The 21,426-nt window shown below is 72.6% G+C and carries 20 protein-coding genes; 8 read left to right on the top strand and 12 right to left on the bottom strand.

Translation table 11 applies throughout. The annotated features are described in order from the left end of the window. The first annotated feature begins 604 nt into the window (after positions 1-604). Genes ABEA43_RS45795 through ABEA43_RS45805 form a run of 3 tightly spaced genes read left to right on the top strand, consistent with a single transcriptional unit; the run spans position 605 to position 4,500 of the window. Positions 605-1,651, top strand: a complete 1,047-nt coding sequence (locus tag ABEA43_RS45795; RefSeq protein ID WP_345572352.1) for an ABC transporter substrate-binding protein — start codon at positions 605-607, stop codon at positions 1,649-1,651. Further along, a complete protein-coding gene (locus tag ABEA43_RS45800) occupies positions 1,648-3,351 on the top strand; it encodes an ABC transporter permease (RefSeq protein WP_345572353.1) in 1,704 nt (567 codons plus the stop codon). The genes ABEA43_RS45795 and ABEA43_RS45800 overlap by 4 nt, the downstream gene beginning before the upstream one ends. A gap of 18 nt (positions 3,352-3,369) precedes the next feature. After that, positions 3,370-4,500, top strand: a complete 1,131-nt coding sequence (locus ABEA43_RS45805) for an ABC transporter ATP-binding protein (RefSeq protein ID WP_345572354.1) — start codon at positions 3,370-3,372, stop codon at positions 4,498-4,500. Here ABEA43_RS45805 and ABEA43_RS45810 read toward each other — a convergent pair. The 11 genes from ABEA43_RS45810 to ABEA43_RS45860 all read right to left on the bottom strand — a co-directional run bounded on the left by ABEA43_RS45810 (position 4,460) and on the right by ABEA43_RS45860 (position 15,786). Next, positions 4,460-5,743, bottom strand: a complete 1,284-nt coding sequence (locus tag ABEA43_RS45810) for a 2-hydroxyacyl-CoA dehydratase (RefSeq protein WP_345572355.1) — start codon at positions 5,741-5,743, stop codon at positions 4,460-4,462. The genes ABEA43_RS45805 and ABEA43_RS45810 overlap by 41 nt on opposite strands. Further along, positions 5,731-6,945, bottom strand: coding sequence for a 2-hydroxyacyl-CoA dehydratase (locus ABEA43_RS45815; RefSeq protein ID WP_345572356.1), 1,215 nt, complete (start codon positions 6,943-6,945; stop codon positions 5,731-5,733). The genes ABEA43_RS45810 and ABEA43_RS45815 overlap by 13 nt, the downstream gene beginning before the upstream one ends. A gap of 1 nt (position 6,946) precedes the next feature. Next, positions 6,947-8,185: a CaiB/BaiF CoA transferase family protein gene (locus ABEA43_RS45820; RefSeq protein WP_345572357.1), complete on the bottom strand. Its 1,239-nt coding sequence runs from the start codon at positions 8,183-8,185 to the stop codon at positions 6,947-6,949. Further along, positions 8,178-9,302 (bottom strand): CapA family protein, encoded by a 1,125-nt coding sequence (locus ABEA43_RS45825; protein ID WP_345572358.1) that lies wholly within the window; start codon positions 9,300-9,302, stop codon positions 8,178-8,180. Before ABEA43_RS45825 ends, ABEA43_RS45820 begins: the two co-directional genes overlap by 8 nt. Next, positions 9,299-10,096, bottom strand: a complete 798-nt coding sequence (locus ABEA43_RS45830; RefSeq protein ID WP_345572359.1) for an amino acid ABC transporter ATP-binding protein — start codon at positions 10,094-10,096, stop codon at positions 9,299-9,301. The genes ABEA43_RS45825 and ABEA43_RS45830 overlap by 4 nt, the downstream gene beginning before the upstream one ends. Then, the gene (locus ABEA43_RS45835; protein WP_345572360.1) at positions 10,093-10,917 is read right to left on the bottom strand and encodes an amino acid ABC transporter permease; all 825 of its coding nucleotides are present in this window, start codon (positions 10,915-10,917) and stop codon (positions 10,093-10,095) included. Before ABEA43_RS45835 ends, ABEA43_RS45830 begins: the two co-directional genes overlap by 4 nt. A 17-nt stretch (positions 10,918-10,934) precedes the next feature. After that, a complete protein-coding gene (locus tag ABEA43_RS45840; protein ID WP_345572361.1) occupies positions 10,935-11,852 on the bottom strand; it encodes a transporter substrate-binding domain-containing protein in 918 nt (305 codons plus the stop codon). A gap of 263 nt (positions 11,853-12,115) precedes the next feature. Next, complete coding sequence (locus ABEA43_RS45845; protein WP_345572362.1) at positions 12,116-13,039, bottom strand: PaaX family transcriptional regulator; 924 nt, start codon at positions 13,037-13,039, stop codon at positions 12,116-12,118. A gap of 57 nt (positions 13,040-13,096) precedes the next feature. Continuing rightward, positions 13,097-14,485: a cytochrome P450 gene (locus ABEA43_RS45850; protein ID WP_345572363.1), complete on the bottom strand. Its 1,389-nt coding sequence runs from the start codon at positions 14,483-14,485 to the stop codon at positions 13,097-13,099. Then, complete coding sequence (locus ABEA43_RS45855) at positions 14,482-15,009, bottom strand: cytochrome P450 (RefSeq protein WP_345572364.1); 528 nt, start codon at positions 15,007-15,009, stop codon at positions 14,482-14,484. The genes ABEA43_RS45850 and ABEA43_RS45855 overlap by 4 nt, the downstream gene beginning before the upstream one ends. A gap of 24 nt (positions 15,010-15,033) precedes the next feature. Beyond that, the gene (locus ABEA43_RS45860; protein ID WP_345572365.1) at positions 15,034-15,786 is read right to left on the bottom strand and encodes a cytochrome P450 family protein; all 753 of its coding nucleotides are present in this window, start codon (positions 15,784-15,786) and stop codon (positions 15,034-15,036) included. 102 nt (positions 15,787-15,888) lie between these two features. Here ABEA43_RS45860 and ABEA43_RS45865 point away from each other — a divergent pair, with 102 nt between their 5' ends. The 3 genes from ABEA43_RS45865 (at position 15,889) to ABEA43_RS45875 (ending at position 18,280) form a co-directional block, all read left to right on the top strand. Then, complete coding sequence (locus tag ABEA43_RS45865; RefSeq protein WP_345572366.1) at positions 15,889-16,539, top strand: uridine kinase family protein; 651 nt, start codon at positions 15,889-15,891, stop codon at positions 16,537-16,539. 179 nt (positions 16,540-16,718) lie between these two features. Next, positions 16,719-17,312, top strand: coding sequence for a TetR/AcrR family transcriptional regulator (locus tag ABEA43_RS45870; protein ID WP_345572367.1), 594 nt, complete (start codon positions 16,719-16,721; stop codon positions 17,310-17,312). Beyond that, the gene (locus ABEA43_RS45875; protein ID WP_345572368.1) at positions 17,309-18,280 is read left to right on the top strand and encodes an alpha/beta fold hydrolase; all 972 of its coding nucleotides are present in this window, start codon (positions 17,309-17,311) and stop codon (positions 18,278-18,280) included. The genes ABEA43_RS45870 and ABEA43_RS45875 overlap by 4 nt, the downstream gene beginning before the upstream one ends. Positions 18,281-18,423: 143 nt before the next feature. Here the strand turns inward: ABEA43_RS45875 and ABEA43_RS45880 are convergent, their stop codons facing one another. Then, positions 18,424-19,497, bottom strand: a complete 1,074-nt coding sequence (locus tag ABEA43_RS45880; protein ID WP_345572369.1) for a Gfo/Idh/MocA family protein — start codon at positions 19,495-19,497, stop codon at positions 18,424-18,426. Positions 19,498-19,689: 192 nt separating this feature from the next. Between ABEA43_RS45880 and ABEA43_RS45885 the strand changes: the two genes are divergently transcribed. Further along, entirely contained in the window at positions 19,690-20,598 is a 909-nt protein-coding gene (locus ABEA43_RS45885) for an NADP-dependent oxidoreductase (RefSeq protein ID WP_345572370.1), read from the top strand. A gap of 56 nt (positions 20,599-20,654) precedes the next feature. Further along, complete coding sequence (locus ABEA43_RS45890) at positions 20,655-21,368, top strand: histidine phosphatase family protein (RefSeq protein ID WP_345572371.1); 714 nt, start codon at positions 20,655-20,657, stop codon at positions 21,366-21,368. The last annotated feature ends 58 nt before the right edge of the window (positions 21,369-21,426 follow it).

A 21,426-nucleotide genomic window follows, 5' to 3' on the forward strand; every position in this document is an offset into this window, starting at 1 on the left:
GTCAAAGGTATGCCTCACATTGAGCGGTCCGGCCACCTCCGGCTTCCCGGCGCCCGGCGCCGACCTCCCGCCCGCGCACCTCGTTCGCCGTCGCACGTCGGCGGCCCGAACACCGCGAGCGGGCCAGGGGCGCCCGGAGGGATGGCGTTCCTGGCGGCGACAGACGAGTGGAACGCAGGTGAGGACCCATGACGGTCGCGAGATTGATCATCAACAGATGTCCCACCCATCGGATCCGTGTTGTCCCCCTCGGAAGGCGAATCTACGGCCTCAGCTGCGGATATACACCGAGCTTGGCCGAGTCGGCCAGAGCTCTCCCCCACAATAAGCAACATTTATCTTGACGATCAATACGGCTAGCCCGATTATCACAGGCACTCGGCTCCTGGTTCCCGACAGGGCGCCGCGTGCTAGACGGTCCCGTCGCGGTCGTCCGTCCACCGTTCTCGCGACCGCCCTCACCCACCGCCCGAGGGTGACCCGTTCATACGGCATATCTATTTACGGTCGCTGGTCTTTGTGTTACACATAGGAAAATTCCTCCGGGCGCGGCCCGCCTCTTCGATCAGGGCCGCCGTCTCCCAGAACTCTCTTGGGGTGCCCCGTGCCACATCGACTGACCGCCGCCGCCAGATACACCGCCCTGCTCCTCGTATCCGGGCTTCTCGCCTCCGGGTGCGGTTCCGGCGGGACGGGGGGCGGTCCCGCCGACGTCCCCGCCGGCGCCTCCCCCGCCCTGCGCACGCTGATCGAGGCGGCCCAGAAGGAGGGCGAGCTGGTCTGGTACAGCGTCCCGGCGGAGAACATCGCCAAGGCCGTCTCCGACGACTTCGCCAAGACGTACGGCATCAAGGTCAAGTTCATCCGGCTGACCTCCAGCGACCTGGCCCAGCGCTTCGCCGCCGAGGCCGAGGGCGGCAAGCCGGCCGCCGACCTGTTCGTGGGCTCCTACACGCCGTTCGTGCCGCAGGCCCTGGAGAAGGGCTGGACGGTCAAGCTCGCCGACGCGGACATCCCGGACTACCCCGGCGGCTTCCCGGACAAGTACCTGCTGCCCGACGCCGGGACCGCGGTGGTCCAGATCCAGCCGACCGGCATCGCGGTGAACACCCAGCAGGGCGGCGACGCGATCAAGGACTGGCCGGACCTCCTCGACCCGAAGTGGAAGGGCAAGATCATCCTGGTGGATCCGCGGACGTCGGCCGCGTACACGCCGTTCTGGAAGCTCATCATCAAGGAGCACGGCGAGGAGTACCTCACCAAGCTCAAGGCACAGAACCCGGTGGTCGCCTCCGGCGCCGCCCCGGCGACGCAGCAGCTCGCGGCGGGCGAGGCGGCCGTCGTCATGCCCGCCGTGCAGTCCATCGCCGACGACCTCAAGGGCAAGGGCGCGCCCGTCGGCTACGTGCAGCCGCCCGCCTCGACCGGTCCGGAGATCGTGCCCGGTCTGGCCGCCAAGGCCGCCCACCCCCATGCGGCGCGGCTGTTCGTCCACTATCTGATGAGCGCCGAGGGCAACAAGAAGCTCAACGCGGTCCCCGGCTCCGGCTCACCGCTCGACCCCGCCACGCTGCCGGCCCGCTACACCTTCAACCGCGAGCTGTCCGGGACGCCCGCCGAGCGCGTCACCGCCCTGCTGGGGCTCACGTGATCGCTCGGCTGCGCGGGCTCACCCCCTTCCAGGCCGCCGGGACGCTGATGGCGCTCGCGCTGGGCGCGCTGGCCGGCTACCCCCTCGCCCTCGTGGTGATCCGGCCGTTCTTCACCGGCGGCCGGATCGACCTGACGCCGATCCTGGACACCCTCGCCCAGCCGGACCTGGCCACCCTGCTCTGGCACACGGCGGTCGTCGTCGGCGGGAGCGGGGCCGCCGCGATGGTGATCGGCTCGGCCCTCGCCTGGGTGAACGAGCGCACCGACGCCCGCATGGGGCTGCTCACCGACGTGGTGCCGCTGGTGCCGTTCCTGCTGCCGCCGATCGCGGGCGCGATCGGCTGGTCGCTGCTCGGCTCGGAGCGCTCGGGCTATCTCAACCAGCTCCTGCGGCCGCTGCTCGGCATCGACGGCACGCGGGGGCCCATCGACATCCACTCCTGGTACGGCCTGATCTTCGTCTACACGATCTACCAGGTCCCGTACGTCTTCATGATCGTCTCAGCGGGTCTGCGCAACACCGACGCCGCCATGGAGGAGCAGTCACGGGTGAGCGGCGCCGGCCCGTTCCGCACCCTGCGCCGGATCTCGCTGCCCGCGGTGCGGCCGAGCCTGGGCGCGGCGGCGCTGCTGATGGTGTGGACCGGGTTCGGCCTGTTCTCGATCCCGGCGATCCTCGCGCCGCAGGCCCATCTCGACATCCTGTCGGTGCGGGTGGTGCAGCTGCTGTCGTTCACCTACCCGCCGGAGACCGGCGTGGCGGTGAGCCTCAACCTCGTCGTCATGCTGGTCGTCACCCTCGTCTGGTACGCCCAGACCCGGCTGCTGCGCAGCACCCGCACCGCGGGGCTGGGCGGCAAGGGCGCCAGGCCGCGCCCGATGCGGCTGGGCCGGTGGCGCGGGCCCGTACGCGCGGCGATCGTCGCGTACCTGGCGCTGACCTCGGTGCTGCCGCTCGGCGGCCTGGTGCTGGTGTCGCTGACCGGCTTCTGGAGCGGCGCCGTGAACTGGTCGCGGCTGAACCTCGACGCCGTCACCCGCACGCTGACCGACACGGCCACCCAGGAGGCGCTGGTCAACAGCCTCGTGCTGGGCGCGGTGTGCGCGACGATCGGCGTGCTGGCCGCGGCCATGGTGTCGGTGCTGGTCAGGAGGTCGGGGCGGGGCACCGGGATGCTGGTGGACGCCGCGATCAAGTTTCCGCCGACGTTGTCGCACCTGGTCATCGCGGTCGGGTTCGTGCTGGCGTTCAGCGGCGCGCCGTTCCACCTGGGCGGCACGCTGTGGATCCTGGTGCTGGCGTACGTGTCGCTGCACATGCCGCAGGCCACCACCGCCTCCGACGCCGCGGCCGGCCAGGTCCCGGCCGAGCTCACCGACGCCTCCCGGATCAGCGGCGCCGGGCAGGCCCGCACCTTCCGCCGGATCACGCTGCCGCTGATGGCGCCGGGCCTGCTGGCCGGGTGGGCGCTGCTGTTCGTCACCATCGCCGGGGACATCAGCGCCTCGGCGATCCTGGCCGGCACCGGCAACGAGGTGGTCGGCTTCCGCCTCCTCGAGGTGTTCGCCAACGGCGACTACGGCATGCTCGGCGCCATCTCCGTCCTGCTCACGCTGGCCACCTCACTGGTGGTCCTCCCCATCACCTGGTACGCGCGACGGCGCGGCGCCTCCCCGCTCTCCCGAACCCCCTTCTGAGGTCCCCACATGCAAGCGATGGACGTAGAGACCGTTCCCGGGCGGGCCGCCACGACGCCCGTCGTCCGGCTCGACGGCGTGCGCAAGAACTTCCGCCGGGCCGACGGCAGCCTCGCCGCGGCCGTGGACGGCGTGTCCCTGGAGGTGGCCCCGGCCGAGATCCTCGTGCTGCTGGGCCCGAGCGGCTGCGGCAAGACGACGCTGCTGCGCTCGATCGCGGGCCTGGAGCCGCCCGACGAGGGGCTGGTGGAGATCGCCGGCCGGGCCGTCTTCGACGCGGCGCGCGGCCTGGACCTGCCGCCCGAGCGGCGCGGCCTGAGCATGATGTTCCAGTCGTACGCGCTGTGGCCGCACATGTCCGTGTTCGACAACGTGGCGTACCCGCTGCGCGGCCGGCGCGGCGGCCGGATCCCGAAGGACGAGGTCGCCTCCCGCGTCGGGCAGGCGCTGGCCCTGGTCGGCATCGCCGAGCTGGCCCGGCAGTACCCCGGCGAGATGAGCGGCGGCCAGCAGCAGCGGGTGGCGCTGGCCAGGGCGCTGGTGGCCGGGGACGGGCTGATCCTGTTCGACGAGCCGCTGTCCAACGTGGACGCCAAGGTCCGCGAGCGGCTGCGGGTCGAGCTGCTGGCCATGCAGCGCAGGATCGGCTTCGCCGCCGTGTACGTCACCCACGACCAGACCGAGGCGATGGAGCTGGCCACCCGCATCGCGGTCATGCGGGCCGGCCGGGTGGAGCAGCTCGGCCCGCCCCGCGAGATCTACGACCGGCCCGCCACCCGGTACGTCGCCGGCTTCGTCGGCATCGCCAACGAGATCGCCGGCGAGGTGGCGGAGGCGGACGGCGACCGGGCCGTGCTGCGTACCCCGTACGGGCCGCTGACCGGGATCGCCGGGCCCGGCCTGGCCGAGGGCGCGGCCGGAGTGGCGATCTGGCGGCCGGAGCACGGCCGGATGAGCGAACGCGAGCCGGAGTGCCCCAACCGGTGGCGCGCCCGGCGCAGGATCTCCATGTTCGCCGGGCCGCACATCGAGCACCACCTCGACGCCGGGGACGTCGCCTGCCGGCTGTGGTCGGACGGCTCGGACGCCGGCGGCGACGACGTGTGGCTCAGCGTGGCCCAGGACCGGCTGCTCGTGCTGCCCGCGTGAGGACGGTGTCCTCCAGCCAGCGGCCGATCCGCCCGGCGACCCCGTCGCCGTCGTAGGTGCGGGTGTCGACGTTGTCGGCCTCGATCTCGATGACCGGGATCCCGGCCGACTCCAGCGCCCGCGCGGTGAAGTAGCTGCCGCGCGGGTCGTCGGACACCAGGTGGACCACGCCGTCGATGCCGTGCAGGCGGCCCTCCTTGACGTACCACTCGCTGGACCAGGGCGGAGTGTAGAGCTGGTCGGTGAAGGCCGCGAAGCGGGCGGCCAGGGCCCGCATGGGGTCGTCGCCGTAGCGGATGTAGCCGTCGGCGGCGATGGCCAGATACATCGACCAGACGAAGACGGCGCCGTACTCGTCCTGGAAGCGCTGGTAGAAGCCCATGTCGTACCAGAGGCCGCGGCCGATCCACATCAGCCGGGCGCGCTCACCGGGGCAGGCCGCCTGCCCCGCGTCCACCCGCTCGCGGACCTCCTCGTAGAAGCGGCGGGCGGCGTCGCGGGCCCATTCCGTGCCGCGGTGCCACTGCGGCAGCATGACGCTGGGGATGCCGTCGGCGACGGAGATCGGGGCGGGCCGGGTGCGGGCGATCAGGTCGCGCGTCTTCCTGTTCCACTCCTCCTGCTCGTTGACCAGGGCCAGCACCTCGCGGAAGCGGGACTCGCGGAGCTGCCTGCCGGTGGTGGTCTCCAGGAACCTGACGAGGCTCTCCAGCTCGGCGGTGAGCAGGTCGAGCCGGGCCGGGCCGACGGCCTCCTCCCAGCGGTGCGGCATGAGCTCCCACCAGTTGGCCGGCACCTCGTTCTCGGCGGCGCTCTCCAGCGGGTAGAAGGTGACGCCGGGCTCGCGGCCCCAGATGTCGAAGATCTTGCGGGTGACGTCGCCGGAGGCGTCGCCGACCACGATGCTCGGCTTCGGCAGGCCGCCCCACGGGCCGTCGTCCGGGTCGGGGTCGAACGCCGAGCCGAGCGTGACCGCGTTGTACTGCTCGGAGTAGTCGGGGTAGCCGCGCCGCCGCAGCAGCTCCAGGTAGTGGCCGGAGCGCTGCTTGGCGGCCACCACGGAGGCCCACCACTGGCTGACCACGTACGGGATGTCCATGGCGCGGAAGATCTCGTGCGGCACGTCGGCGTTGACGACGGCCAGCGGCTCGCCCGCGGCCACCCGCTCACGCAGTCCGGCGAACCACTCGCGCTGGTGCCTGCCCGCCTCGGCGGCCGTGGCCAGCGTGTTCACCCGGCGCATGTTTCCTCCTTCCGCAGGGCGGCCAGGTCGGCGCGCCCGTAGTCCTGCCGGTCCAGCAGCACGGCCGGTATGTCGAGCGCGGCCCGCTGCGCCGGGAAGTCCCAGGCGGGGGCGTCGTCGCCGGTCCTGGCGTAGGAGACGAACAGCTCGGCCCGGCAGCGGCGCACCGCCATGGCCGCGTGGGCGGCGCGCTCGGCGGCCGTAGCGCGCTGGGCGGCCGGGCCCGACTCGTGGTAGTGCTCGGCGATCACGTCGAGGCCGCCCGCGCCGACGCCGTGCTCGGCCTGGGGGTCGAGCCCGCCCGCGCCGACGCCGTGCTCGGCCTGGGAGTCAAGGCCGCCCGCGCCGACGCGACGCTCGGCCTGGGGGTCGCCGAAGGAGTGGTCCTCCCCGACGATGACGTGCCCGTCCGCTTCGATCGCCCCGTAGACGTGGGGCGTGTCGTGGTCGGAGCCGCTGAGGAAGACCCGCCGCCCGCGGTGCTCCGGCAGGCGGCCGGCCTGGGCCAGCAGCTCGCCGAGCAGGGCGGTGTGCTCGGCGACGGGGAGTGCGGCGTTGGCGGCGGCGAGGAACTCGCGGCCGGTCAGCCTGGCGGGCACGGCCCTGCGCAGCTCCGCCACGGCCGCCAGCAGGCGGCGGCGCTCGTCGTGCGCGCGCACCGCGGCGGCGACGTCGAGCGGGCGGCCGCTCCACACGGCCAGCCGGGCGGCGAACTCGCCGATCCTGCGGCGGTTGTAGCGGGCGGTGCTGCGATGCGGCAGGTGCAGGACGCCCACCAGGTACGCCTCCGGCACGCCCGCGCCGGGTTCGATGCGGCGCAGCTCGCGCAGGGCGTAGAAGAGGCGCAGGGACGCCTCGCAGTCGTGCCCGATCACGACCCGGCCGAGGTCGCCGAAGGCCCCGGTCAGGAGGCGGGTGAGGACCGACCGCGCCGCCGGGTCCACGCCGCGGCCCAGGTAGCGGTCGCCGAGCGTGGCGGGCACGCCGGGGTCGCCGGTGAGGCGGAGCGGGCGGAACCCGGCGGCGGTCAGCAGCTCGACGGGCACATCGGCGCCGACGTAGCCGATCAGCGGCCCGCCGGGCACGTCGCCGCCGCTGGGCGCGTTGCCATAGTCGGCGCCGCCGCCGGGCTGGGTTTCCTGCCCGGCGGGGGCGCGGAGCCGCGCGTACGCCTCCTCCAGCGCGGCCAGAGCGGGGACCATGTCAGATCACCCCGTCCTCGGACAGCGCCTTCAGCTCGTCGTCGGAGTAGCCGAGCAGCCCTCCGTAGATCTCGCCGTTGTGCTCGCCCAGGCCGGGCGCCGGCTCGTCCAAGGCGGCCGCGGCGGCCGAGAAGCGGATCGGCACCCCCGTGCCGACCAGGCCGGCCGCGGCTCCGTGGCGCGGGTGCTCCAGCGGCACGACCTCGGCCCGGTCCAGCACGAGCGGGTCGCGGACGGCGGCGGCGGGCTCGCGGACCTCGGCGGCGGGCACCCCGTGGCGGGCGAGCAGGCCCAGGACCTCGTCGAGCGGCCGATCCGCCGCCCACGCCGCGAGCATCGCGTGCAGCTCGTCCGCTCCGGCCACCCGGGCGTCGCGGGTGGCGAAGCGCGGGTCAGCGGCCAGCTCCGGGCGTTCCATGGCGGCGAACAGGCCCTGGGCGAAGGCGTCGGTCGGCCCGCACAGCGCGAACCAGCCGTCCGCGGCCGGGAACGTTCCGAACGGCGCCAGCCGCGGCACGGTCGTCCCGGTGCGCGCGGGCAGTCCGAGCCGTTCGTAGGCGTCGAACGGCTCGCAGGCGACCAGCGACGTGAGCGCGCCCAGCATGGACACGTCCACGTGCTGCCCGCGGCCGGTGGCGTCGGCCTGGATGACGGCGGCGAGCGTGCCGATCACCGCGTAGAGGGGCGCGACCAGGTCGCCCACGGGCAGCCCGAAGCGCACCGGAGGCTCGCCGGGCGCGCCCGCCGTCATCATCACGCCGCTGAGCGCCTGCACGATCGTGTCCATCGCCTTGCCGGAGCCCGGCCCGCCCTGCGCCCCGAATCCGCTGATGGAGGTGCACACGATGCGCGGGTTGATCGCCTCGGCCCAGTCGTGGCCGATGCCGAGCCGGGCCGTGACGCCCGCGCTGTAGTTGTCGACCATGACGTCGGACACGCGTACCAGCCCGGCCAGGAGGTCGCGGGCCTTCGGATGCTTGAGGTTGAGGGTGACGCCGCGTTTGCCGCGGCCGCGCAGCAGCATCGACACCGACATGTCGTCCGGTTCGCGCCGTACGGTGGTCAGCCCGTCCGCGCCGACGTACGGCGAGTTGTTGCGGGAGCTGTCGCCGCCGGTCAGCGGGTTCTCCACCTTGATGACGCGGGCGCCGAGCCCGGCCAGCAGCAAGGTCGCGTACGGCCCGGCCAGCGCGGTCGTCAGGTCGATCACCGTGCGTCCCGTGAGAGGTCCCTCAGCCACGCAGCACCACCTCGTCGCCCTCCCAGCCGAACTCCGTGCCCAGTCCCGCCCTGCGGGAGATGTCCTCGATGTACGCGGCGACCCGCCGCCCTTCCTCGCCGTCGCCCAGCGGCACCGGCCGGCCCGCGTCGTCGATCCAGCAGGGCACGAACCCGGCCGACACCAGCCCGTCGCGGTCGAAGCGGCAGACGGCGATGGCGGTGTTCCTGCTCTCGGGGTGGAAGGGGTAGAACGGCATGGCCGGGTCGGGGGCGAACCCGTACAGCTCCTTGCGGCGGCGCGCCCATTGCGCCCGCTCGCCGGCGTCGCCCGCGGTGGGCGTCAGGGCGTGGGTGACGGTGACGAAGTTGCCGAGGCCGTGGTAGATGGGCCGGCCGCGGTACATCTCGATGCCGCGCATGATGTGCGCGTGGTGCGCGAAGACGGCGTGCGCGCCCGCGTCGATCGCGGCGCGGGCGACCGGCTTCTCGTACATGGCCAGCGCGGCCGGGGTGTGGCCGACGCCCTTGTGCAGCGACACCAGCACCACGTCCGCCTCGGCGGCCAGCGCCTCGACGTCGGCGGCCATGCGCTCCAGGTGTGCCGGGTCGGCGAAGGTGTAGACGGCCGGCGGCCCGCCGGGGCTGGCGTGGTCGAGCTCGTAGTGGGTGAGGACCTTGATGTGGGCGCAGCCGGGCTTGCGGGAGGTGGCCCAGGACTCGCGCGGGCCGACGCAGTTGTAGCTGAGCACGCCGACGCGCAGCCCGCCGCGCTCGGTCACGGCGGGCCTGCGGGCCTCGTCGAGGGTCACGCCCGCGCCGGCGGTGGCCAGGCCGGCCTCGGCCGCGTACTTGATGGTGTCGGCCACGCCCTGGTCGCCGACGTCGTAGACGTGGTTGCCCGCGAGGGTCACGACGTGGAAGCCCGCCTCCGCGATCGCGGCCAGCGCGGCCGGGTCGGCGGGCGGGGCGGGGACGTCGGTGCTGACCTGGGCGGTCGAGGTGCTGTGCGGCACCTCGACGTGCCCGATCACGACGTCGCCGCGGCTCAGCGTGTCCTTGGCGGGTGCGAAGAACGACGCCGGGTCCGGCTCGTCCACGACCAGGTCGCCGACGGACATCACGGTGATCGCGCTCATGGGGTGTTCTCCTCCAGTACCCGTTCCTGAGAGAACCGCGACAGGAACGCCCGCAGGCGCGGCGACGCGGGACGGTCGAAGATCTCCTGCGGGGTGCCGCTCTCGACGACGCGGCCGTGCTCCATGAAGAGGCACCGGTCGGCGACCTCGCGGGCGAAGCTCATCTCGTGCGTCACGATGATCATGGTCATGCCGCCGGCCGCTAGGTCGCGGACGACGCTCAGCACCTCGTCCACCAGCTCGGGGTCCAGCGCGCTGGTCGGCTCGTCGAACAGCATGATCCGCGGGTTGGTGGCCAGGGCGCGGGCGATGGCGACGCGCTGCTGCTGGCCGCCGGAGAGCTGCCGCGGGTGCGCCTCCGCCTTGCCCGCGAGTCCCACGCGCTCCAGCAGCCGCAGCGCCTCCTCCCGCGCCTGCTCGGGCGTGCGGCCGTGCACCGCGACCTGCGCCTCGGTGAGGTTGCGCAGCACACTCCAGTGGGCGAACAGGTTGAACTGCTGGAAGACCATGCCCATCCGGCCGCGCTGGGCGGCCGCCCGCCGGTCCGGCAGCGGCCGCAGGTGGCCGCGGTGGAACTCGTAGCCGAGCAGCTCGCCGTCGAGGTACATGGAGCCGCCGTCGATGCCTTCGAGCTGGTGGACGCAGCGGACGAGGGTGGACTTGCCGGACCCGGACGGGCCGATCACGGTGACGACCTCGCCCGCACGCACCTCCAGGCTCACGCCGTCCAGCGCCACGTGGTCGCCGAAGCGTTTGCGCACGTCGTGGACGCGCAGGACCGGTGCCGCGGTCACCGCTGCCCCTTTCCGAAGTGCCGCTCCAGACGCCGCTGGCCGAGGGACAGGACGGTGACCACCGCCAGGTACCAGGCGCAGGCGACGATGAGCAGCGGCACGATCTGATAGGTCCGGTTGTAGATCACCTGCACCGAGTAGAGCAGGTCGGCCATGGCGATCACGCTGACCAGCGAGGTGCCCTTCAGCAGGCTGATGAACTGGCTGCCGGTGGGCGGGATGATCACCCGCATGGCCTGCGGCAGCACGACCTTGACGAAGCTCTGGCGGGGCGTGAAGCCCATCGCGCGGGCCGCGTCGCGCTGGCCGCCGTCCACGGCCAGGATGCCGGCCCGGACGATCTCGGCCATGTACGCGGCCTCGTGCAGTGTGAGCCCGAGGATCGCGGCGGTCAGCGAGCTGATGACGGCGTTCGTCGGCCATGAGGCGAAGGTCGGCCCGAAGGGCACGCCCAGCGAGATGCGCGGCAGCAGGTAGCCCAGGTTGAACCAGAAGATGAGCTGGACCAGCGGCGGGATGCCGCGGAAGACCGCCACGTAGACGCCGCAGGCCCACACGACCGGCTTGAACCCGCTGAGCCGGCCGCCCGCGAGCAGCACGCCCAGCCCGCTGCCCAGCGTCATGGCGATCACGGTGAGTAGGAGGGACATGCCGAGGCCGGCCAGGATGTTCGGTTCGAGCAGGTATTCGGCGACGACCGGCCATTCGAGGCGCGGGTTGGTGACGAGGAACCAGACGAGCTGGGCGGCGAGCACGAGCAGCGCGGCTCCGGCCAGCCAGCGCAGCGGGCGCACGCGGGGACGGGCTGTGGCCACGTCCATCGCCGGGGAGGGGAGACTCACTGCGCCGCCCCAGTAGTCGGCGCGGTATTCGTCGCAGTGTTCATCGCGGGCTGGTCCACGGCGACGTTCTGCAGGCCGTACTTGTCGACGATCCGCTTGTACTCGCCGTTGGCGAAGATCTCCTTGAACGCTTCCAGCACGACCGGGCCGAGGCCGCCGGTCTTGGGCACCAGCATGGCGAGCTGGTCGACCCCGGCGCCCTGCTCGTCGGTCTGCGTCACGTAGGTGTAGGCGTCCTTCTCCTTGGCCATCGCGTCGATCGCGGCGCTCTCGGTCATGCCGGCGGCGTCGGCGCGGCCGGACTTGGCGGCGAGGATCGTGCCGTTGGTGTCGGCGAGCCCGATGAAGGCGAGCGCGGGCCTGCCCTGCTTCGCGCACCAGTCGCTCAGGCGCTTGGCCTGCTCCTCGACGACGCTGCCCGCGGCGCCGGCGACGCGCTTGCCGCACAGGTCGCCGGAGTCCTTGACGGCCGCGGAGCCGCCCTTGGGGATGAGGTAGGAGGTGCGGCTGACCATCCAGACGATGGCGTCGAACTGCTTCTCGCGCTCGGCGGTGTCCTTCACCGGCCCGTTGAAGGCGTCGTAGCGGGAGGCGAGCATGCCGGACAGCGCGGCGGGCAGGCCGTTGACGATCGAGATCTCGGTGCGGACGCCCAGCGCCTTGCCGAGGGCGTCCTGTATTTCCTTGTCGATCCCGGTCACGGTCTTGCCATCGTTGGCGACGATCCGGTAGGGAGGGTGGGAATCCCCGGCGAATCTGATGACGCCCGCCTCCTTGATGGCATCGGGTAGGCGTCCGTACAGGGCCGTCCCGCCGGTCGTTCCCGTCGTCTCGCCGCTGTTTCCGCCGCAGGCTGCGGCACCGGCGAGGGTCAGGGCCGCCGTGGCCGCGATGGTGATCCTGGGCAATCTCATGGTGGTCCTCCAGCGACCCGGATCAGGCTGCAACTGACGTTGCGATCGTTCGCGTTAATGTCACATCTACGACTGCACGTCTGTCAAGGGGTCCTCGTGCGGAGAAGGAAACAGGGCCCGCGACGCAAGGCGCTGCCAGGGCGCAGGTCAGAAGATCGGACAGGAGGACGTCAGGCCGGGCCCCGCACCGGGGACCCCACCGGCCCTGCGCCGGTCCCTGCGCTCTTTCTGCGCCGCGCCGGGCGGGCGGCGCGGCCGGCGTTTCAGCGGGGGGCGAGGATCAGGCTCGTGCGGTGGTGCGCCACCAGCTCGGCCAGGCTCGGATCGAACTCGGCGACGATCTGCTTGACCCGGAACTCGGCGAGCGGGCCCAGGGTGTCGTAGATCTCCACGAACACGTCCCTGGCCGCGCTCCGCGGCCAGTCGGCGGGCAGCAGCTCGGCGGGCAGGTCGGGGTCGTGGTTGGGGAAGGTGCGCCAGGTGTCCATGATCCCCGTCCGCGCCACCAGGGCCTCGGACGCGCTCACCGCCCCCTTGCGGACGCGGACCAGCAGGGGCGAGTATTGCGCGGCGAAGCCCTCATAGGTACGCCTGAGCTGGTCGAAGTCCCACGCCTCCTGCGGGGTGCGCATGCCCGCCAGGTCGAGGGGCTGGGCGCGGAAGATCGTGGAGGTGGGCACCTCCAGCTCGGCGAGGACCGCCGCCGCGTCGCCGGCGTCCGCCGTGGGAGAGACCCACAGCCCGTCGTACAGCGGGGCGAAGCCGAGCCAGCGCAGCCGCGAGCGCAGGGCGTGACGCAGGTCGCGCTGCTCCTCGGAGATCGAGAACGCGGCCACCACCCAGGCGCCGTCCCAGGCGCCCTGATCCAGGCCGAAGGACATGATCCGCTGCCGCCCGTTCAGCAGCACAGCGGCGGCCTGGTCGGTCAGCCGGTAGTAGGTGCGCCGTCCCACCTTGGACGACTCCAGCAGCTCGCGCCGCGCCAGGCGGGAGAGCGCGGCCCTGGCGGCGACGGCGGACACGCCGAACTCCTCGGCCAGCCGCACCAGCGCCGCGGACGGCAGCTGCTCGGGCCGGCTGATCCAGTAGTCGCCCAGCAGCGTCGTGATCAGATGCTGCGGGGGCGCGCCCACCTGGAAGCGCGGGAGATCGACGTCGCCTGCCTCGGCCCATGCACCCTCAGTCACGCTAGGAGTATATGTATAACGCTTACGCATACGCACGCAATCGAATCGTCGTATATCTCAGGCCGGCCGAAGTCGTAAGGGAACGGACACCGCGCCGAGCTCGGGCATGCGTGCGCTCTCGACCGGGCCGCTGACCTCGATCGCGGAGGTGCGCCGGAGCAGCTCCTCCAGCGCGATGCGCATCGACAGCCGGGCCAGCGGCATGCCGGCGCAGGCATGCCGGCCGCGCCCGAAGGCCAGGTGCGCCGCGATGTTGGGGCGTCCCATGACGAACGTGTCGGGGTCGGGGAAGACCGCCTCGTCCCGGTTGGCCGAGGCGTAGACGAGGGTCACCGGCTCGCCGGGAGCGATGCGCCGCCCGTGCAGCTCGATCTCCTTGCTGACCGTACGGGCGAATCCGCGGTAGGGCGCGTACAGGCGCAGGAGCTCCTCCAGCGCGGCCGGCAGCAGCTCGGGGCGCGCCCGCAGCTCCGACTGCAGCTCCCGGTGCCGCGACAGGTGCACGCAGATGGAGCCGAGCAGGATGGGCGGCGCGACCAGGCCCACGACGAGGCACTGGCGCAGCGCGCCCACGATGTGCTCCTCTGCCAGCGGCCGCCCGTCCGGGCGCTCGGCCAGCAGGGAGCTGGCCGGGTCCTCCGCCACGGGGCGCGGGCGCTCGCGGCGGTCCCGTACCAGGTCGCGGGCGATGCCGTACATGCGCTCGCTGGTCTCGTCGACCACCTCGCGGTCGAGGGCCCGCCAGGCGCGCACCCAGCGGGCGGCCGTGCCGGCCAGCTCGGGGGCGAGCTCCGGGTCGAGGTTCAGCCATTCGGTGGTGACCCAGGCGGGGAACCGGGCGCCGAACTCCTGGGCGACGTCGCCGCCGCCGCGCTCGACGAGCGGGGTCAGCTCGCGGGCGGCGTGCTCGCGCAGCCGCGGCTCCAGGCGGGCGATCCTGGCCCGCTGGAGGGTACGGTCCAGGGCCCGGCGGTAGGGCGTGTGGGCGGGGGCGTCGTAGTTGAGCGGCGGGCGGCGCAGGCCGCGGGGGTCGCTCGGGACGACGGCGCGTACCGAGGAGATGAAGGTGACCGGGTCCGCGGCCGCGGCGGCCACGTCGGCGTGGCGGGTCAGCGCCCAGAATCCGCCGTAGCCGCCGCTGCGGGCCACGGGGCCCGAGCCGCGCAGCCGGGCGTACATCTCAAGACTCTCCTGTACGGAGCCGGCCTCGTCGGGATCGAAGTCGGGTCCGGCATCGGGACCCGAACCTGGGCCGAAGCCGGGACCGGAGCCTGCACCGAAGTCCGGGCCAGGGCCGGAGCCGGAACCTGGGCCGAAGCCGGAACCTGGGCCGGAGCCGGAACCTGGGCCGGAGCCGAGATCAGGGGCGGAGCCGGAACCTGGGCCGGAGCCGAGATCAGGGGCGGAGCCGAGATCAGGGGCGGGGTCTGGGTCCTGGATGGTCATCGGGCCGCCGCCGTGAAGCGCATGGGGACGGAATTGGTGCCCCACTCGGCCCAGCTCGCCATCTTGGTCTCGCCGCTCACCTCGAACGCCGACGTCCGCGCCAGCGCCTCCGCGAGCGTGGTGATCAGCATGATGCGGGCCAGCGGAGCGCCCGGGCAGGTGTGCACGCCGCCGCCGAAGGCGAGGTGCCTGGTCAGGTTCGGGCGGTCGAGCTGGAACGTCTCCCCGTCCGGGAAGACGCGTTCGTCCCGGTTGGCGGAGGTGTACACCAGCGCGATGGGCTCCCCCGCCTTGATCAGCCGGCCGCCGAGCACGACGTCCTCCCGCGCGGTCCTGGCCATCCCCCGGTACGGCCCGTACAGCCGCAGGAACTCCTCGACCGCGGCCGGGATGCGGGACGGGTCCGCGCGAAGCAGCGCGGCGAGCGCGGGATCGCCGCTCAGGTGCACGAACATGTTCCCGATGAACACGCTGGGCGCCACCATGCCGGTCACCAGCAGCTGGCGGACGCACCCCAGCACCATGTCGGGCGGCAGCGGCTCACCCTCTTACTCGGCGGCCATGAGAGCACTGGTGAGATCCTGGCCGGGATCCATCGGATCAGCGCGCCGCTCGTCGATCACGGCCTGCGCGATCTCGTACAGGCGCCGGCTCAGACGTACGACGTTATCCGTGTCGACGATCTGAATGGCTGCAACATATGCGGCGCTGATCTCCTTGATCAACTCGGCCAGACCGGTCGGCAGATTGAAGAACGACGCGAACACATGTGCCGGGAACTTCTGCGCGTAATCGATGGCGACGTCGCCCTCGCCGGCCTCGATGAGCGGCCGCAGCAGCTGGACGGCGTACTCGCGGGCCCGCGGCTCCAGAGCGGCCATCTTGTCGCGGGTGAAGAAGCGGTTGATCACCCGGCGGTAAGCCGTGTGCTCCGGCGGATCGAAGTGCAGCGGCGGACGCCGCCCGGTGAAGGCGAACTTCGGCACCGTGTTCTGCACCGACGTGGTGAACAGGGCACGGCCGTCCAGCACGCGCTTGACGTCCTCGTGACGGAACAGCGCCCAGAACCCGCCGTCGTAGGTCGTGCTGTGAGCGACCGGGCAGGTCGCCCGCATCTCCTTGTACAGCGCGTGGGCACTGGTGAAGGTCTCGGAGGCGCGCGGGTCGAAGTCATGGGTGAGGTCGCGGCCGGATCCGGCGTCCTGGTGCGGCGTGGTCATCAGCGCCTTTCCTCGCACTGGCAGGCTCGACAGGGACCTCTCAAACCCTAGACATTTATCATTACGTGCGTCAACAAGCATGCTTGATGCGACCACGGACCTTCTCCGCCCTGACGCCGATAAGGTGGGGCGATCGTTGGCCCGCCCGGGCCCTTGTCCGCACCTCCGATCGGCAGGTGGCCGATGCGTCTGCATCCAGGCGAGCCCGAGGCCGTCGGCTGGCGGGTGGTGACCGTGCTCGACGCCGTCCGGCAACTGCGCGACGCATCACCCGACGTCGCCGGACGTCCACGGGTGATCGCGATCGACGGCCGGGGCGGCGCCGGCAAGACGACCCTGGCCGAGCGGCTGCGCAAAGCGGTGCCCGGCTCCGCCATCGTGCACACCGACGACGTCGCCTGGAACCACGCCTACTTCGCCTGGGGCGCCGTGCTCGCCGAGCACATCCTGCGACCGCTGCACCGGGGCGAGGCGGTGAACTTCCGCCCGGAAGCCTGGATCACCCACGACCGGCCCGGCTCGATCACCGTCCCCGCCGGCGCCGGCGTCATCTGGGTCGAGGGCACCGGCATCATCCGCGAAGAGCTCGCCCCGTGGCTGGACGCCTCGGTGTGGATGCAGGGCGACCTCGACGAGCAGGAGCGCTTGCTGACCGTCCGCGACGGCGACTCCCCCGAGCAGCTGACGCACGTGGCGAACTGGCTGCTGGAGGAACTGCCGTTCCTGCTACGGGAAAAGCCGTGGACCCGAGCCACCATGATCGTCGCCGGCCCGCCGCAGATCGACCACGACCCGGACACCGAGCTGGTCGTCGCCCCACCGGCCGGCCCTTAGGCCGGCCCACCCGCAGAACGCGGAGCGAGGTTGTCCTCAACAGTGCAGCCGTCAACCAGGGGTCGGCACATCCTGCAGCGGGTCCCCGGACGATGAGGAGGGTGCAAACCTAGGGAGCCAAGGTGTAACCTAGTCTCACTAGTTTTGATCGAAGGTTTCTAGGAGAGGGCTGATGCACCGTGGCGCGGGCCGGGCTGACGACGGATCGGGTGACTCTCGCGGGCGCCGAGTTGGCGGACGAGGTCGGGCTTGACCACGTGACCATGTCGGCGGTGGCGCGCCGGCTCGGGGTGAAGGACGCGAGCCTGTACGTGCACGTGCGCGGCCTGGAGGACCTGCGCGGCCGGATCGCCCTGCTGGCGGCGGACGAGAAGACCATCCGCATCGCCGAGGCCACCGCCGGGCGGGCCGGCCAGGACGCGCTGACGGCGTTCGCGAACGCCTACCGCACCTATGCCCACGACCACCCGGGCCGGTACACGGCGACGCAGATCCCGATCCAGATCGACCCCGAGCTCCTGGCCCAGGCAGCCGGGCCGCGGCGTGCGGTGGACCTGACCTACGGGATGCTGCGCGCGTACGCGCTGCGGGAGCCTGACCTGACCGACGCGGTCCGGCTGGTACGCAGCACCCTCCACGGCTTCGTCAGCCTTGAGGCGGCGGGCGGGTTCGCGCACGAGCGCCCGGCGGAGGACTCCTGGGTCCGCTGCCTCGAAGCCCTGCACAACGCCCTGGAGCACTGGCCCGCACATCAAGAAGGAGCTGCGACATGACGAACCCGGCCATCGCCCACCTCCGCGTGGACGGCGCCACCCTGCACTACGAGACGCGCGGAAGCGGCCCGTTGCTGCTGCTGATCCCCGGCGGCACGGGCGGCGCGGCCTCCTTCGCCGGCGTCGCCGGCGACCTGGCCGCCGACTACACCGTCGTCTCCTACGACCCGCGCGGCCTGTCCCGCAGCCCGCTGGACGACCCGGAGGCCGAGCAGCGGGTCGCGCAGCACGCCGACGACGCCTTCCGGCTGCTGGAGCTGCTGTCTCCGGACGCGCCCGCCCGGGTGGCCGGCTGCAGCTCCGGTGCGATCGTCGCGCTGCACCTGCTCACCGCCCATCCCGGGCGGATCGAACGCGTCGTGGCGCACGAGCCGCCGATGGTGGAGGTGCTGCCGGACGCCGCCGAGCATCGCGCGCTGCTCGCCCGCGTCCAGGACACGTTCCGCCGGGACGGGCTGATGCCCGCAGCGGCCGAGTTCGCGGCCGGTCTCAGGCGGCCCGGCAACGGTCCCGCGTCCGGTCTCAGGCGACCCGACACCGATCCCGCCGCCAGCCCCACCCGACCCGACACCAGTCCCGCCGGCGGCCCGGCGCGACCCGACGCCAGTCCCGCCGCCGGCCCCACGCGGCCCGACGCCGATCCGGCGGACGGCTCGGCGGTCGCCGAGCTGCCGCCGGAGGCGGCGGCTCGCGTTGAGCGGACGATGGCGGACATGCCCTACTTCCTGGGGCGGATCGTGCCGAGCTTCATGGCCTACGTCCCGGACGTGGATCGCCTGAAGGCCCTGTCAGATCGGCTCGTGCTGGCGGCCGGGACGGACTCGCGCGGCGAACTGCCCTATCGTCCCGCCGCCTACCTGGCCGAGCGGTTCGGCATGGAGCTCGTCCATTTCCCCGGCGGGCACACAGGCCTCAGCACGCACCCCGCCGAGTTCGGCGAGCAGCTCCGCAAGGTACTGAGCGCCTGAGCGACCGGACCGAACGGGCCCACGACCGGCACAGCATGATCTCGATATGACGGCAGTCGCTCGTGGTGGCGCTGGAGTGCGGCCCAGCGTTCGGCGGGGTGACCGGTGAGCTACGTCGAGACGATCGTCGCGGCCCGCATCCGTCAGCCGGACCAGGCCTCCTTGCCGGTGGTGACCGGGCCGCCGCTCTGCACCGATTCCCCGATGGCCACGCTGATCAGGTGGTCCTGGCAGGCCTCGGCGAGCGGGTACGGCGGCGGGCCCTCCTGGCGCGCCCAGGCGCCGGTGCGCTCCAGGATGTCCGCGACCGCGATGTCATCGTCCGACAGACCCGCGCCGTCGAACGGGTTGCGGTAGACCACCCGCCCGTCGAAGCTGATGTGCTTGAGGTCGCGCAACTCCAGGTTGAGATCGACGCCGGTGTCCCGCCGGACGAGCTGGGACTCCACCGGCGTCACGGGGTCGGCCAGCCGGACCACCCGGTCGTCGACCAGCTCGCCGATCGAGCCGCGCACCACGATCCGCCGCATCCGCAGGGGGTTCCACCACTGGTTGTCGGTGAAGTCGTACAGGCCCATCGTGCCGCCGAAGTCGATGGTGGCGATGGTCGTGGTCGATCGCCGCGGCGTGCCGTCACCCCGCCACCCGTCGAACCCCAGCGGATCGGCGAGCGGCGCCTCGAACGCGCTCGCACGCACCTCGGCCGCCCCGAACCCGGCGCCCAGCAGGCCGCGGATCATCGACACCGCGTGGTACAGGTGGGTCGAGGAGACCTGGACCGAGGTCGGCTCGCCGATCACGCCCTCACGGACGATCGCCAGCCGGGCCGCGTGCCCGGGCATCAGCAGATACTGCTCGGCCACCTGGACCAGGCCGGTGCCGCCCACGTCGCCCCACAGCGACCGCAGCCCGTCCAGGTCCGCCGCGGGCGGCGTCTCCGCCAGGACCGGCACCCCGCGCGCGGCCGTCTCACGGATCGCGTCCGGCATCGCGGGCCACGGCACCGCCGCGGCGATGTAGTCGGGCCGCTCGTGCCGGAGCAGCTCGTCGATCGAGCCGAAGGCCGGTACGCCCCACTCGGCGGTGATCTCGGCGGCCCGATCCGCGCTGCGGGTCACGATGCCGCTCACCCTGAACCGGTCCGGCGCCGCCGCGGCCAGCCGCAGGAAGAACCGCGTCCGCCGGCCACTGCCGATCGCGCCGAATGTCGTGGTCATATAAGCCAGACCTCCTCAGGAACCGGAACGATCTCGTACCAGAGCGAATCCGGAAATAGCGTACTCGGCGGGCTTTATCGCCAGAAGTTCCACCACTGATGGCCGACTGCCTCGGTGAGGACGCGCATGGGCGGCCATCGGCAGGTCAGAGGACCGCTGTGGTTGAGTGGAGATGAGAGGAAGGAGCCCGGCATGGCGAAAGCAGTGCGGTTCGACGCGTACGGCGGCACGGACGTGCTGCGCGTGATCGACGTCCCGGTCCCTGATCCGGCTGGCGGCCAGGTGCTGGTCCAGGTCAGAGCCACGGCGATCAACCCCGGTGAGGCGAAGATCCGCGAGGGACTGCTGCACGCGCAGTGGCCGGCCACCTTCCCCTCGGGCGAGGGCAGCGACCTGGCCGGGATCGTGACCGGGACCGGCCCCGGCGTCGAGGGCTGGACCGCCGGGGACGAGGTCATCGGCTTCACCGACAACCGTGCCAGTCACGCCCAGTACGTGCTCGTGGAAGCAGCCGACCTCACGCCCAAGCCGGCCGGCGTGCCGTGGGAGGTGGCCGGTTCGCTGGCCGTCGCGGGATGTACGGCCTATGCGGCGGTACGCGCGGTATCCCTGACGCCGGGCGACACGGTCGCGGTGTCGGGCGGCGCGGGCGGTGTCGGCTCCGTGGCCGTCCAGCTGGCCAGGCGCGCCGGCGCTGAGGTGATCGGCATCGCCGGCCCCACCCACCACGCATGGCTGGCCGCGCACGGGGTCAAGCCGATGGCGTACGGCGAGGGCCTGGCGGACCGGCTGCGCGAGGCCGGGATCGACGCGTTCATCGACACCCACGGCGACGGGTATGTGCAGCTCGCCATCGACCTCGGCGTGCCACCGGACCGCGTCAACACGATCGCCGACTTCCCCGCCGTGCGGACGTACGGGGTCAAGGCGGACGGCAGCTCCGTCAAGAGCGCGGCGATCCTGGCCGAGCTGGCCGCCATGGTGGCCGCCGGGGACCTGGAGGTGCCGATCGCCGCGACGTACGCGCTGGACGACGTGCGGGCGGCCTTCGAGCGGCTGGAACAGGGCCACACCCGAGGCAAGATCGTTCTGCTGCCCTGACCACGTCGAGGAGCCGCCTGGAGGCGGCGGCAGGGTGCTCAGTAGAGTGATGTTCTGTGACTGTGGGACCTGAGGGTGACAAGCCCGCCGAATATCGTCAGGGCCGGTTCCGTACGCCGCCTGGAGCCACCGAGATTCTGCTGATCCGGCACGGCGAGTCGGAGCCGGCGCGCCCTGACCGGCCGTTCCCCCTGGTGGACGGCCAGGGAGACCCGGGGCTCGCCCCCGAGGGCCACGAGCAGGCGGAGCGGGTGGGCCTGCGGCTCGCCACCGAGCGCATCGACGCCCTCTACGTGAGCTCGCTACGGCGTACGTCCCAGACGGCCGCGCCGCTCGCCGCCCGGCTCGGCCTGACGCCGGTGGTGGAGCCCGAGCTGCGGGAGGTGCACCTCGGCGAGTGGGAGGGCGGCCTGTTCCGGCGCATGGTCGCGGAGGGCCACCCGATCGCGAAGCGGATGTCGGCCGAGGAACGCTGGGACGTGATCCCGGGCGCGGAGCCCGCCGCGGCCTTCTCCGAACGCGTGCGCAAGGTGCTCGGCAGGCTGGCCACCGCCCATCCCGACCAGCGGGTCGTCGTGGTCACCCACGGCGGTGTGATCGCCGAGGCGCTGGCGGCGGCCACGGAGGCGCGGCCGTTCGCGTTCCTCGGCGCCGACAACGCGTCGGTGTCGCACCTGGTGCTGACCGAGGCCCGGTGGATCCTGCGCCTCTTCAACGACACGGCGCACCTCGACCCCGCCTTCTCCACCACAGCCACCCTGCCCACCTGACGCCCCGGCGCCCCGGCGACCTGCCCGAGCCGGAGGGGCGGGACGCGCGGCGCCCGCG

This window comes from Nonomuraea rosea, from assembly GCF_039539705.1.
GTDB lineage: Bacteria > Actinomycetota > Actinomycetes > Streptosporangiales > Streptosporangiaceae > Nonomuraea > Nonomuraea rosea.